14 protein-coding genes are annotated in these 13,701 nt (G+C 61.9%); 8 read left to right on the top strand and 6 right to left on the bottom strand.

From position 1 onward, the window contains the following. The first annotated feature begins 23 nt into the window (after window positions 1-23). Window positions 24-734, top strand: a complete 711-nt coding sequence (locus BUA94_RS03635; protein ID WP_073008917.1) for a hypothetical protein — start codon at window positions 24-26, stop codon at window positions 732-734. Here BUA94_RS03635 and BUA94_RS03630 read toward each other — a convergent pair. The 4 genes from BUA94_RS03630 to BUA94_RS03615 all read right to left on the bottom strand — a co-directional run bounded on the left by BUA94_RS03630 (window position 713) and on the right by BUA94_RS03615 (window position 5,265). Further along, on the bottom strand, window positions 713-1,417 hold the full coding sequence (locus BUA94_RS03630) for a class I SAM-dependent methyltransferase (RefSeq protein ID WP_208979955.1): 705 nt from the start codon (window positions 1,415-1,417) through the stop codon (window positions 713-715). The genes BUA94_RS03635 and BUA94_RS03630 overlap by 22 nt on opposite strands. After that, on the bottom strand, window positions 1,401-2,654 hold the full coding sequence (locus tag BUA94_RS03625; RefSeq protein ID WP_073008913.1) for a BtaA family protein: 1,254 nt from the start codon (window positions 2,652-2,654) through the stop codon (window positions 1,401-1,403). Before BUA94_RS03625 ends, BUA94_RS03630 begins: the two co-directional genes overlap by 17 nt. A 304-nt stretch (window positions 2,655-2,958) precedes the next feature. Then, the gene (locus tag BUA94_RS03620; protein ID WP_139251044.1) at window positions 2,959-4,104 is read right to left on the bottom strand and encodes a L,D-transpeptidase; all 1,146 of its coding nucleotides are present in this window, start codon (window positions 4,102-4,104) and stop codon (window positions 2,959-2,961) included. 309 nt (window positions 4,105-4,413) lie between these two features. Continuing rightward, window positions 4,414-5,265 (bottom strand): helix-turn-helix domain-containing protein, encoded by an 852-nt coding sequence (locus BUA94_RS03615; RefSeq protein WP_073008908.1) that lies wholly within the window; start codon window positions 5,263-5,265, stop codon window positions 4,414-4,416. Window positions 5,266-5,392: 127 nt separating this feature from the next. Here BUA94_RS03615 and BUA94_RS03610 point away from each other — a divergent pair, with 127 nt between their 5' ends. Next, window positions 5,393-5,617, top strand: a complete 225-nt coding sequence (locus tag BUA94_RS03610) for a DUF2061 domain-containing protein (protein WP_073010837.1) — start codon at window positions 5,393-5,395, stop codon at window positions 5,615-5,617. A 39-nt stretch (window positions 5,618-5,656) separates the two neighbouring features. Here the strand turns inward: BUA94_RS03610 and BUA94_RS03605 are convergent, their stop codons facing one another. Further along, window positions 5,657-6,991 (bottom strand): dihydroorotase, encoded by a 1,335-nt coding sequence (locus tag BUA94_RS03605; RefSeq protein WP_073008905.1) that lies wholly within the window; start codon window positions 6,989-6,991, stop codon window positions 5,657-5,659. Between the two features lie 174 nt (window positions 6,992-7,165). On the opposite strand from BUA94_RS03605, the gene ygfZ reads away from it, so the two are divergent. The 6 genes from ygfZ (at window position 7,166) to BUA94_RS03575 (ending at window position 12,810) form a co-directional block, all read left to right on the top strand. After that, window positions 7,166-8,053, top strand: a complete 888-nt coding sequence (gene ygfZ, locus BUA94_RS03600) for a CAF17-like 4Fe-4S cluster assembly/insertion protein YgfZ (protein ID WP_073008902.1) — start codon at window positions 7,166-7,168, stop codon at window positions 8,051-8,053. Window positions 8,054-8,091: 38 nt separating this feature from the next. Further along, a complete protein-coding gene (locus BUA94_RS03595; RefSeq protein WP_073010833.1) occupies window positions 8,092-8,718 on the top strand; it encodes a YfbR-like 5'-deoxynucleotidase in 627 nt (208 codons plus the stop codon). Between the two features lie 98 nt (window positions 8,719-8,816). Further along, the gene (locus BUA94_RS03590; protein WP_073008899.1) at window positions 8,817-9,323 is read left to right on the top strand and encodes a tyrosine phosphatase family protein; all 507 of its coding nucleotides are present in this window, start codon (window positions 8,817-8,819) and stop codon (window positions 9,321-9,323) included. A 36-nt stretch (window positions 9,324-9,359) separates the two neighbouring features. Next, window positions 9,360-10,355, top strand: coding sequence for an NUDIX hydrolase (locus tag BUA94_RS03585; RefSeq protein ID WP_073008896.1), 996 nt, complete (start codon window positions 9,360-9,362; stop codon window positions 10,353-10,355). 185 nt (window positions 10,356-10,540) lie between these two features. Next, entirely contained in the window at window positions 10,541-11,794 is a 1,254-nt protein-coding gene (locus tag BUA94_RS03580) for a cell wall hydrolase (protein WP_073008893.1), read from the top strand. 407 nt (window positions 11,795-12,201) lie between these two features. Then, window positions 12,202-12,810, top strand: coding sequence for a HupE/UreJ family protein (locus tag BUA94_RS03575; RefSeq protein ID WP_073008890.1), 609 nt, complete (start codon window positions 12,202-12,204; stop codon window positions 12,808-12,810). Between the two features lie 30 nt (window positions 12,811-12,840). Here the strand turns inward: BUA94_RS03575 and nadC are convergent, their stop codons facing one another. After that, entirely contained in the window at window positions 12,841-13,701 is an 861-nt protein-coding gene (gene nadC, locus BUA94_RS03570; protein WP_073010830.1) for a carboxylating nicotinate-nucleotide diphosphorylase, read from the bottom strand.

Genomic DNA, 13,701 nt, shown 5'->3' with positions numbered 1-13,701 from the left:
GAAGAGACAGCCCGGAGCCGCTCATGTTGAGGACAGCAATCGCCTTGGTGCTTATGGTTTGCGCGGGATCGCTTCCTGCCGCCGCCAAGACGGTCAAGACAGACACTATCCTGGTTGCGCCGACCGTTGCCGACCCCAATGCAGCGTCCATTCCGGATGAGGACCTGCCGGACGCAACGGGTGGTGAAACCGGCGACATGGAAGAAAACCTGCCGATCATCGACGAAGAGCTTCAGCCGATCGGCAAGAGCCCGAATGCGCCGACGGAAGTGCCACAGGTCTTTTACGACAGGTCCAGCCTGCCGCCGCTTGTCGCCCGCATGCATGACCAGCTGATGGATGCAGCCAAGTCCGGCGACATGGACAAGCTGCGCATGGTGCTGGAATCCAACGAGGTTCCGCCGACCTTGTCCCTGACGGAGATCGGCGATCCGATCGAGTTCCTGAAAGGCGTCTCCGGCGACCAGGACGGGCTTGAAGTCCTGGCCATCCTGGCGGACACGCTGGATGCGGGCTTCATCCACGTGGATGAAGGCACGCCCCAGGAAATGTACATCTGGCCCTATTTCGCCCGCTATCCCTTTGCGTCCCTGACCAAGGAGCAGAAGGTCGAGATGTTCCGCCTGATCACCGCGACGGACTTTGCCGAAATGGAGGCCTATGGGGTCTGGCTGTTTTATCGGGTCGGCATCGGCAAGGATGGCACCCTGCACTATTTCGTCGCCGGGGAATAAAGGCTCGCGCCGTCTGCGCCCAGTTCCGCGTAGACGGCATAGCCCCGATAAAGCGGCAGGAAGCGCTTCTGAAGACCTTCTGCCGCTGCCAGCACGGCCAGTTCCTGATCCAGCCCCGCACGCGGGGTGACATGGAACTTGGCCAGCCAGGCATGAAGCAGCGCTCGGAACCAGCCCGGAAGCCTCTCCTGCTGCCCGAAGTCGACAACCGATATACGGCCGCCTTCCGCAAGAGCACCCGCACCTGTCTGAAGCGCCTCGCGCCAGACCGGGATCATGGACAGGGTGTAAGAAAAGAAGACCCGCTCGAACGCCCCAACGCCGAAGACCGAGGGCGCTGACGGATCGGAAGCATCGCCTTTTGCAAGCAGGATCCTGTCGGAGAGACCGGCCTTCGCCACGTTGGCGGTGGCCGTCTCCAGCATCTCCGAGGAGATGTCGATGCCGTAAAACCGGACATTCGAATGACGGCGGGCCGCCGCAATCAGATTGCGCCCCGTTCCACAGCCAAGCTCCAGCACATGGGAACCGGCTTCCGGCTCCAGCCGCTCGATCAGGAGGTCCCGGCCCAGAAGATAGTATTTCCGGGTTAGGTCGTAGAAATGGCGCTGGTTGCGGTAGACCGCATCCATGACCCTGGCTGTGTCTGCCGTTGCCGGCGCAGCATCATCCCTTGAAGACATAAAGATGAAACCCGCCATAGATCGAAGAGCGGTCCAGGTTGTTCAACCGGAGGCTCTCTTCGGCTTCATAGGTCCAGCGATCCAGCGTTTCATCGCGGACGCGGCCCGGAAGCAGGGTCGGCTCGGCGGCGGTGCGGAAGATCACGCGCGCGCCCGGCTTGGCGGTGCGGGTGATTTCATCCCACAGCCCGTTCAACTGGGCATCGGTCATCCAGTCCTGGGCATCCAGCAGCACATAGGCATCCAGACTGCTGTCCGGTTCGCTCTGCAGATGCTCCGTGAAGTTCCGGTTCAGAACCCGCACCCGGCCCGAACGCTCGCGGATCGCCTCGAAATGCTCGCGCTTGAGATAGGGCGGCAGAGGGCCGGCAGCACCGCCTTCAACCGGCGCATAGCCGCGGCTGAAGGCCTGCCAGGCAAAGTAATTGTCTGCCATGGAGAAGTTGCAGGCGAGCTTTTCCAGACGCTGGCGCAGAACCGAGGACATGTCCCCTTCCGCGCTGGCCGAGACGAGCGCCTCGTATTGCGCGGGCGGAATGCCGAGACCATAGAGCGACATCTTCTTGGAGGTCGCCCAGCGCACCAGCCGCTTGTCAAAGAGCGGGGCCAAAGCGGTGTCGAAGAAGCTGCGCTGCTCTTCTAGGGAGCGGGCACGGACCATGTGCTTCGGGTCGATGCCATAGAGCCGGGCGACGAAATGGCCAACCCCGATGCAATAGCCCAGCAGGCCGTGATGATAGAGATCGCGGGAGAAGAGCGAGATGCGCTTGCGGCCCCAGCCGGCAAGATCGCGGCCTTCCCAGTAGCTGCGGGAAGCCGGATCCAGCTCGTCGCGCAGGAAGCGCTCATAGGCTGCGATATTGGCCTTTTCGTCCGCTTCGCCGAAGAAGCGGTAGAAAGTGTCGTAATTCGGCAGGCGCTTGGCGGCCAGAAGCTTGAGCCGTCCAAGAGCCACATGTGCCCGGTTCAGGTCGACCGCGGTGATCTCCGCCGGGTTGGCCGTAAGATAGGACAGGACGTTGCAGCCACCGGAGGCGATGGTCACCATGCGCGAGTCCGGAGTCAGCTTGAGCGCCTGCATGTCCACGTCCGGATCTTCCCAGATCTGCGGATAGACAAGGCCCTTGAAGGCGAATGTGAAGAGGCGTTCCAGCATGCCCTCGCGCGACGTGGCGCTGGAGCGGTGTACGGCTTTGCCGAGCCGGTCTTTCGATGCTTTCAAAGTTCCGGACGTCATCTTGCCCTCTCCCGTAATCCTTGCCTCGGGTTCGGATCCGGATACGTGAGAGTTGCAACAGTTTGGTGACGCAAGGTCGGGCCATGCCGATTAAACGGCAAATTTCCGCCGGAAACTGCACATCAGGATCGGCAGGCGTTACCCGTCAAAGGAGTTCGGGCTGCTCTGGAAACCAGGTCGGTTCTGCTCAAACGTCTGGGTCAGAAAGCAAAAATCCCGGCCGGTAATTTCAACCGAACCGGGATCTTGACTGATCAGGCAATTCGCAAGCTGCGCAGCCGTCTTTCGTCGGCGCAGCTTGAATTCAGTTCGTGATCACCACGAAATCCGTGCCGAGGCCCGTATTGCGGGCAAAGCTGCGGTCGGTGATGATCAGGGAGCTGCCGGGGGTCAGCATCTCGCCAAGCTCGCGGCGGACACGCTCGGAGATCTCGAGACGGGCAAGCGCCTCTTCCGGAGTTCCCGCTTCCGTGCCTTCAGCGGCAACGCCCATCCACTCGGTCCGGGTCGCGCCATGCTGAAAGCCCAGCGCCGTGAACACATGCGTGCCAATTGGCGCCGCCGGATCCTTGAGGGTCACACCGGCTTCATAGACATCCTTGAAGTTGCGGCGGATGCGCAGAACAGCATTGGTCGGCTTTTCGTAGCCAGCATCTGCATAGATGGAACGGACAAGGCCATCGGTGATCCGTCCTGTGATGGGCAGGTCCGCACCTTCCTGATAGGTTTCGATGGCCGCGCGGGTCTTGCGGCCGGCAACCCCATCAGCAGGGCCTGCATCAAACCCCATCTGACCGAGAAGACGCTGCAGCGTCTTGACCTGATTCTCCGGCGCCCGAGGCGTCACGATCATCCGGAGCGGCTGGTTGAAGTTTTCCGGGATCTCGTTGGCAGAGGACATGTCCGGCTGGATTGCGGCAGATTCGATGGAGCCGCGCAGCGCCGGATCGGCCTCGATCATCTTGCTCGACAGGCTCGCGACCGTGTTGCCGACGGCAACCGGCTGGGGCAAGACCGAGCTGTAGATCATCTGCGGCGCAGCTTCATCGCTCGTGACAACAACATGCAGGCCACGCTCGGTGATGCCGAACAGGTCCTTGGCGAAAGCGCGTGGCAGACGGATGCAGCCGTGAGACGCCGGATAGCCCGGCAGGCGACCTTCGTGCAGAGCAACACCGGACCATGTCAGGCGCTGCATGAACGGCATCGGCGCATCGTCATAGAGATTGGAGAAATGCTTGCGGCGCTTTTCCAGGATCGAAAACACGCCCGTCGGTGTCGAGTGGCCTGTCTTGCCGGAAGAGATCGGCGAACTGGTGACCAGCTCGGTGCCGCGGTAAACGTTAATCCGCTGCTCCTTGATCGACACCATCATCTGCAGGGGCGCATTGTCCTGCACTTCGGCAGTGACCTCTACGGGCTGCTTGTCACGTGCGGCGGCAGGCACCATCAAGGAAGCGACAACCGTGAACGCAGCCGCAGAAATGCGGGCGGACCGGGAGATTCCGGTTAAAAAAGTTGACGATTTAATATTCGAACCGTGGACCTGCATCGCACGAGCCCCTTACTCAAAACCAATGAAAAGCTCGAACAAAGCTTTAACGGCAAGCTGTGTATTTTACGTTATTGAACAAGGTTACCAAAGTGTTCCAGCCCTGCTCACCCCTGCATCATAGGGTGATAATCCACATTCAGGCTGTAACGCAGATCACATTTGCGGCACCGCACTGAGTTTAGGGACAGGGCACAGTATCGCACTCTAGCCGCGGCATTCTTCCGCAAGTCCCGCAATCAGAGCGGCCACGGACCGGGCATCGGTATCTGAATCGCGCACGAGCTGGTCGAAGTGATCCGTCAAGGCGCGGATCTGCCGGTTCTCGCGGAAGACCATGTAGTGGCCACCGATGTAGATCACCGCAAGCAGCGGACCGAAAATGGTCACCGGCGCCGAGAAGACCACCTTGGTGTCGTAGAGATAGAGCCGAAGCGAGGGATAAAGATCCCGGCAGCATCTGGCCATGTGCTCGATCTGCTCTTCTCTTGCCGCCTTGGGCAACCCGCGCCAATAGCCCTCACCGCGCGCCAGCGACTCGACCAGCTCCCGCGAACAGCAGATCTCATAGTCCGACCCGGGCCGCCGCAGCCAATCAGCCTTGCTGCGCATGGCGGAGATAGCCTGATCGGGGGTCCTGTCCCGGAAAGCGGCATATTCAAATTCGAACACCGCATCGGTCTTGAGCAGGTCGGGCAAGGTTGCAGGCACATGGCGGATCTTGTAGCCGGCCGCCTCCCGGTGCCACTCGTCAATCTGCGCATCGGCGAAGGATCGCTCAGCCTCCGTCACGCGGAAGGAGGAATCCAGAAGATCGGCCGCAGTTTCGCTCCGCTCGGTCAGGCCCAGCAGCCAGTCGGCACTCACGGAAAGCGCGGAGGCGCATTCCGCGGCCAGATGGGCATTGGGCAACCTGCCCTGATCATCGCCCAGCAGAAGGGCGATGGTCGACCTGTCGACAGCGCAGGCACGGGCCAGCGCTGCCCGGCTCATCCCTGAGCGCTGCATGGCTTCGTTCAGACGATCACGGAAGAGAAGAGAACGGTCTCGCTTGTCCATATGAGACTTAAATCATCAGAGGTGATCTAAATCAACAGTTCGGGATATATTCTGCAAAAATGCGTGGTTCCTGCAAGCTTACCTCTCCGGGTATGGCTGACCTTCAGATCCACCGTTGGAGGCCCACTTGGAAACCACCCGCCGCACCCTGCTCAAGACCCTGACCTGGCAAACCATGGGCGTTATCAGCATGACGCTGCTGAGCCTGCCCCATACAGGATCCTTCCTGGGGGCGCTGACGCTCGCACTGTCAGCTTCGGCGACCGGTTTCGTCTGCTTTTTCCTGCATGAGCTGGTCTGGAACCGGGTTGGATGGGGGCGGCACCCGGACACGAAAAAAGCGGCCCGCTGAACCAGCGGACCGCTTTCGAATTCACACCGGACGGAACTCTCAGTTGCGCGGCAGACCGTCCTGGAAAAGAACCGCTTCGCCTCTGGACGGCGTGGTCAGTTCCGCGTCCCACATGACCCTCTGGCCACGGACAATGGTGCCGACCGGCCAGCCGGTGACTTCCTTGCCGTCATAAGGCGTCCAGCCGCACTTGGAGGCGATCCAGTCATTGGTGATGGTCTGGCGCTTCTTCATGTCGACAACGGTAAAGTCCGCATCATAGCCGACCGCAATGCGGCCCTTGCGGGCTGTCTGGAACAGGCGGGCCGGGCCAGCGCTGGTCATGTCGACGAAACGGGCAAGGCTCAGGCGACCTGCATTGACGTGGTCCAGCATGATCGGAACCAGCGTCTGCACGCCGGTCATACCCGAGGGCGATGCCGGATAGGGCTTCTGCTTTTCTTCCAGAAGATGCGGCGCATGGTCAGATCCGAAGATGTCCAGGATGCCCTGTTCCAGACCCCACCACAGTCGATCCTTGTGGCGCGGCGCCCGTACCGGCGGGTTCATCTGCACCAGCGTGCCGAGGCGGGTATAGGCCTCGTCGGTCAGGGTCAGATGATGGGGGGTCACCTCGATGGAAGCCACGTCCTTGTGATCGATCAGGAAGTCCACTTCCTCGGCCGTCGACAGGTGCAGGATATGGATCTTGGCGCCGGCTTCGCGGGCAATGCGCACCAGACGCTCGGTGCATTGCAGCGCTGCGATCTCGTCGCGCCAGACCGGGTGGCTGCGCGGATCATTGGCGATCTGCTCGCCCTTGCGCTCGCGCAGGCGGAACTCGTCTTCGGAATGGAAAGCCGCGCGGCGGCGGGTCGTCGACAGAATGGCCTTCACGCCGGCATCATCCTCGACCAGGAGGTCACCGGTGGACGAACCCATGAAAACCTTGATCCCGGCGGCGCCCGGCAGGCGCTCCAGCTCGGGAATGTCCTTCACATTGTCGCGGGTGCCCCCGACCCAGAAGGCAAAATCGCAGTGCATGCGATGATGGCCACGCTTCACCTTGTCCGCCAGCGTTTCGGCAGTGGTGGTGAGCGGGTTGGTGTTCGGCATTTCGAAGACAGCAGTGACGCCGCCCATCGCAGCAGCGCGGGACCCGGATTCCAGATCTTCCTTGTGGTCCAGACCTGGCTCGCGGAAATGCACCTGGCTATCGATCACGCCCGGCAGAACATGAAGACCCGTGCAGTCGATGGTCTCTCCGGCCTCAGAGGAGTCGAACTGGCCCAGCCCGACGATCCGGCCGCCACGGATCGCGACATCCCGTATCCCTTCGCCGTCCTGATTGACAACCGTTCCGCCCTTCAGGATCACATCATAGGTCTGGCTCAAGGACTTAACTCCCGCTCGTGTTTGCTCCGGGAGGCTTATACGCGGATGATCGTGGAAGGGCCAGCCTCAACCGTACCCGGCTTTGCTTCCCGGCCTTGCCCCACAGGCCAAAGCTGACTATGTGCCAAGGGGAAACGGATGGTCCCTCGGATCATCAGCAAAGGGGCTTGCGTCATGACACATTCACAGTTCGCCGTGCTTTCAAACCGCGCCCTGATCCGGATAGGTGGCCCTGACGCAACCCATTTCCTGCAAAACCTCGTCACCTGTGACGTGGAGACCATTTCTGAAGGCAGCGCAGGCTTCGGCGCACTTCTGACCCCGCAGGGCAAGATCTTCTTCGACTTCCTGATCGCCAGGACCGCTGACGGCTATCTTCTGGACACGCCGCGCGAAACGGCAGCCGATCTTGCCAAGCGGCTGACCTTCTACCGGCTCAGGGCGAAGGTCGAAATCACGCTTTTGGACGAGACGGAAGGCACCGTTGCCGTCTGGGGCGCGCCGGCCCCAGCCCTTCAGGACGGACTGACCGTGACCGACCCGCGCCTTGCCGCGCTCGGCCAGCGGGTTCTGGGCCCTATCACCGACATCGCTCGGGCCCTTGCCGGCGCGGGTGCAGAACAAAGCACCTTCGAGGCCTATCACATCCAGCGCATTGCCCTAGGCGTGCCGGAAGGTCTCGCCGACTTTGCCTATTCCGATATTTTCCCCCATGACGCGGACATGGACCAGCTTGGCGGCGTGTCCTTCACCAAGGGCTGCTATGTCGGGCAGGAAGTCGTCTCGCGCATGCAGCACCGCTCGACCGCCCGCAAGCGGATCATCCAGGTCGAAACTGAAGCTGCCTTGCCCGCAGCAGGCACTGAGATTACCGCAGACGGACGGGCCCTCGGATCCCTGACGTCAGCAGAAGGCCGGAACGGCCTCGCGATCCTGCGGCTCGACAAGGTCAAGTCCGCGCTGGATCAAGACCTTCCCATCTTCGCTGGGGATGTTCCAATCACCGTCCGTCTGCCAGAATGGGCAAGGTTCGGCTGGCCGGAAACGGCGTCGAACGACTGAACCTCCCCCTTTCATTTCCTTTCACGCATTCCGAATTCATGGCCGCTGACAAACCCTCCAAATCGCCCCGTGCCTGGCAGCGCATGCTGTCCGGCCGCCGCCTCGATCTTCTGGACCCTTCGCCGCTGGATGTGGAAGTGGCCGACATTGCCCATGGCCTTGCCCGTGTTGCCCGGTGGAATGGTCAGACCTTTGGCGACCATGCCTTTTCCGTCGCCGAGCACTCTTTGGTGGTCGAGGAGATTGCCCGGCAGCTGAAGCCGGACCTGACGCCGGACTGGCAGCTTGCGGTTCTGCTTCACGACGGCCCGGAATATGTGATCGGTGACATGATCTCGCCTTTCAAGGCGGTGATGGGCGGCGCCTACAAGGCGGTTGAGCACCGGCTGCAATCCGCCATTCACGTGCGCTTCGGCCTACCGGCCGAAATTCCGCAGAGCGTGAAGAAACTCGCCAAGCAGGCAGACATCATCTGCGCCTATTACGAGGCGATTGAACTGGCCGGGTTCGACGAGAAGGAAGCCGCCAAGATCTTCGGGAAACCCAAGGCTTTCACAGCAGACGGCAAGGCTCCGGCCCGTCTCGGTCTCGCCCCTCTGCCCGCCTCGCAGGCGCAGGCCCGCTTCCTGGACCGGTTCAACCAGATCGAAGCGGCGAGAAAGTAACAGCCAGACCGGGAAAACCCTCTGAAACATGGGGGCTGCCGGGTGACCAGACCGCGCAGACCCGTTAGGATTCGTCCAACCTCAAGAAACGGATCGCCATGCTGCACGTCTGCTCCCTCTCCCGCCTGACAGAGACCGTCACGAAGACGGGCGCGTCCCATGTGGTCACTCTGATCAATGCGGAAACGATGGTGCCGACACCACAGGGCATCGCTCCGGAGGGGCATCTGTTTCTCGGCTTCAATGATATTGTCACGCCGGTCGAAGGCCTGAAGCCCCCGGCAGAGCAGCATGTCCAGCATTTGCTGGATTTCGTCAGGGGCTGGGACCGGTCTGCCCCGATGGTGATCCATTGCTGGGCCGGTATCAGCCGGTCGACAGCCGGGGCCTATATCACCGCCTGCGCGCTGCAGCCCCAGGCGGACGAACAGGAACTTGCACTGCTCTTGCGGCGCAATGCTCCTTCTGCGACCCCGAATGCCCGGCTCGTTGCCTTTGCCGACAAGTTGCTGCAACGAAACGGCCGTATGATCGACGCTATCCGTGGCATCGGCCGGGGCGCTGACGCATTTGAAGGCACGCCTTTTTCCCTGCCGTTGGAGTAACATGACACCGGAGACCGGACGACAGGGGAGCAGAGCATGAACTCAGCCGGAGCTGCTATTGAGATCGGCCTCAATGCCGTCATCGTTGCCGTTGCCCGGGGAGTTCCTTTCATCGTCCAGGTGGATGATCCTGCGGGGATCGAGCCAGACAGCCTGCCTTTCGGCCCCTTCGACCCGTTGCATCACCGGACATTCGACATCGGCCTGCGCTCCTGGGTGGAGGAACAGACTGCCCTGCGTCTCGGCTATGTGGAACAGCTCTACACATTCGGCGACCGCGGCCGTCACCGGACCCGAGACGATGCAGGCCCCCATGTGGTCTCTGTCGGATATCTGGCCCTCACCCGGCAGACCCCCGGATCGGAAGATGCGCTTGCCCGCCATCACTCCGCCTGGCGCTCCTGGTACGATTATTTCCCCTGGGAAGACTGGCGCAATGGCCGCCCGTCCATTCTCGACCGCGAGATCATCCCGGCTCTGACCGCCTGGTCGGAAAAGGCCCCGGACGACATTTCCCCCCAACGGGCGCTGACCCGGAAGGAACGGCTGAAAATTGCCTTTGGCGCCCCTCTTTCCGGAGCTGCCGGGGAATGGGACGAGGAGCGTGCCCTCGAACGCTACGAGCTTCTCTATGAAGCTGGCCTCATCGAAGAGGCTCTGCGCGACGAACGGGCAGCCGCTCTTGACCGGGACAGCCTGCCCCGGTTTGGCCGGACCATGCGCTTCGATCACCGGCGCATTCTGGCAACGGCCATTTCCCGTCTCAGGGCCAAGCTGAAATACCGCCCGGTCGTCTTCGAGCTCATGCCGGCCGCCTTCACCCTGACCGAATTGCAGACCTCGGTAGAGGCCATTTCAGGCCGTCACCTGCACAAGCAGAACTTCCGGCGGCTCGTTGAAAACGCCGATCTGGTGGAGCCGACCGGCGCCACATCCACGGAAACCGGAGGGCGCCCGGCAGCCCTGTTTCGGTTCCGTCATGAGCTTCTGAACGAGCGGCCGGCCCCGGGACTGCGCGTCGGCGGCCGCTGAGTTTTAACCATAACCACCTGACTTTTCACTCGTTTCCCTAGGGGTTTCGCGGTTTTTCGCGGCCATTAACTCTCTTTCAAGGTTAAGAGCGCAATTTCAATTTTAGTGGTCGGACATGGACTGGCCTGATTTGGGGATCTGCACATTGTGCGGTCCTGCGCGTATCGAGTTGGAGTTGGCTGCGTATGTCTGGCCCCCGTCACCGCCCTTCCGGGCGGCATTCCTCCCGTGCCCTTCCCAGGAAGGTCCGGCTGAAGTCCACGGCAGACCGTCTGAAGCGCCTTGCCCTGGCAGGTTCCGCCATTTTTCTCACCATGACCGCCTCCATTGGCCAGCAGGATATCGTTGCTCTGCTGACAGCGCAGCACAAGGAAACGCCGCGCTGGATGATGGCGCTTGAGCCAGCCAACTTCGCCACGAGCGTCACGCCGTCGCTGGCTCTTGGCAGCAATGAGCAACTGGCCGAACGGGCAAACCCCGCAAGCGCGCCGAAGCTGCTGCTGACCTCGGCCGCGAAAGGTGCGCAATCCACCGAAGTCACCGGCCTGGAAGCCCTCGCGCGCGAACAGTTTCCGACCGAAATTCCGGACGAGATCGAGATCAACCGGACCGGCAAGGGCAACCGTTTTGTCTCTCTGGCACCGGACCGGCAGATGGTCGATATGGCAGCAGGCGCCGTCTATTCCCTGCCCAGCCTGATCAGCGATGAAAAGCATGACGACATGCCCCGCGTGGCCTTTGTGCTGCCCGAGCCCTATTCCCACGGCAAAGGCACGCAACTGGCAGGCAACGTGAGCGCCAACGCCGATGGCAAGCCGATCGACCTGCAGAAGGTCATGATGGCCCGCAACGCGGCAGCTGCCAGCTTCTCGCTTGTGTCCGCCTATTCTCCCGAATCCGTCATGGACACGCGCCAGCCGTTTGATGCGCTCTTTGGTGCGCCAAAATACGAAGACGACATGCCGCCGCCGGAAGATCCGAACAACCCGCATTGGTGGGCCCAGAAGCCGCTGCCGCTGTCCGTCATGGAGCCGAAGGAACAGAAGTGCCTGGCCGAAGCGATCTACTTCGAGGCCCGTGGTGAAAGCGAAGATGGCCAGGTGGCCGTTGGTCAGGTCGTCCTGAACCGGGTCAAGAACCCCGCCTATCCGGATTCGATCTGCGGCGTCGTCTACCAGAACCGCAACAAGTTCAACCGCTGCCAGTTCTCCTTTGCCTGCGACGGCATTCCGGACCGCATCTCCCAGCCTGACAGCTGGAAGACGGCCCAGAAACTGGCCAAGGACGTGATCGGCGGCACCCGTTATCTGAAGATGGTCGATGCCTCGACCCACTACCACGCCACCTATGTGGCCCCGCGCTGGCGCAAGTCGATGGTCAAGCGTGGCCAGATCGGCGAGCACATCTTCTACAAGACCTATGCAGGCGGCTGGAACTGATCCAGCCCACCGCAAGAGGATCACCAGAAACCCCGGACCGGTTCCGGGGGTTCAGACTGCTGAAAAGCCCCAATCCCTCTTGAGGCGTCAGATTTCGAAGAGTTGGTTGTCATCCCTGCGAAGGCAGGGATCCAGTAACCACCTGAGGTAAATGGTTTTTTCAAGAGCCCACTCTACGGGATACTGGATCCCGGTCTTGGTGCTGGGCACCAAACCGGGATGACCATCAATCTTGGCTGCTTTGTCATCAATCTCCCCCCGGACCGGTTCCGGGGTTTTCTTTTTCCTGCCCACGCTTTCAACAAGACAAGCCGCGCGGAAATTTGACAAACTGGCCCCCGAAAGGTTGTTAGGTCCCGCACGACCCATTCCGGGGTGCATGATCGACTCACCTCAGAGGATCTCTCATGACACATCTTCGCGGGCTTCTGGCCCTTGGCACGCTCTCGCTGAGCCTCACCGCCCTCACCAGCCCGGCACTCGCCCATCTGGACCCGTCCGAACACGGGTCATTTGCCGCGGGCTTCACCCATCCCGTCTTCGGCCTCGACCATGTTCTGGCGATGATTGCTGTCGGCCTCTGGGGCGCATTGGCGGGCGGCAAGGCGATCTGGGCTCTGCCTTCGGCCTTTGTCGGCTCCATGGTGGCCGGCTTCCTGCTCGCGCTCGGCGGTGTGCATCTGCCCTTCGTCGAGCCGATGATCCTGGCAAGCGTTGTGGCAATCGGCGCCCTGGTCGCGCTCGCACTGCCTCTGCCGCTTGTGGCCTGTGCCGTGATCACCGGCATCTTCGGCCTCTTCCACGGCCATGCCCATGGCGGTGAAATGGGTGCTGCAGCCGTCCTGACCTATGGTCTCGGCTTTGTCTGCGCCACCGCGCTTCTGCATGGAGCTGGCGTTCTGATCGGCTACGGCACCCGCACTGGTCTTGACGCCGAAACCCGCCGTGGTGAAGTCGCCACCCGCGTTCTCGGCGCCCTGACTGCCGCTGCTGGCCTCTTCCTGATCGCTGGTTAAGCAGGAAGGCGTGGCGGTTCGCCGCCGCGCCTATCCGATCTCGATATCGAGGCCCAGATCCAGAATCGGGGAGGAGTGGGTGATCCAGCCGGATGAGATCAGGTTCACACCCGCCTCGGCAATGGCCGTGATCGTATCCGCCTCGATCCCGCCGGAGGCCTCCAGCAGCACCTGACCGCCCGCGATGGAGACGGCCTCGCGCAACTGCTCAGGCCCCATATTGTCGAGCATGATCACATCAGGCTTGCAGGCCAGCGCTTCCCGCAGCTGGTCCAGCGTGTCGACTTCGACCTCGATCTTCACCAGATGACCGGCGAAAGCCTTGGCCGCTTCGATCGCAGGCCGCACACCGCCTGCAACGGCAATGTGGTTGTCCTTGATCAGGATGGCATCATCCAGGCCGAAACGGTGATTGGAACCGCCACCGCAACGCACGGCGTATTTCTCGAAAGCCCTGAGGCCCGGCGTGGTTTTGCGGGTGCAGACGATGTCGGCTTCCGTGTGGGCGATCAGATCTGCGAACCGGGCGGTTGCCGTGGCGATGCCCGAGAGATGGCAGGCAAAGTTCAGCGCCACGCGCTCCGCCGACAGGATGGCACGGGCCGGCCCTGTCATGCGGGCGGCAATGCTGCCCTTTTCGAGCCGCGCCCCGTCCTGCAGGACAGTCTCGAAACGGACCCGCGCATCGGTCTGGCGGAAAGCGCTTTCCGCCAGCGCCAGACCTGCAAGCACACCGGGCTTGCGCGACGCGATGACCGCCGTTGCCTGAGCATCCGCCGGAATGGTCGCCTGGCTCGTCACGTCCCCTGCCCGGCCCCAGTCTTCAAGCAAAGCGGCCTTGACCGCTTCGTCAACCATCAGTCGGGGCAGCTCGGGCAGATAACCGGCCAT

Source organism: Roseibium suaedae (assembly GCF_900142725.1).
Taxonomy (GTDB): domain Bacteria; phylum Pseudomonadota; class Alphaproteobacteria; order Rhizobiales; family Stappiaceae; genus Roseibium; species Roseibium suaedae.
The sequence above is the reverse complement of the archived record's forward strand: the minus strand, read 5'-3'. Positions and strand labels throughout refer to the sequence as shown.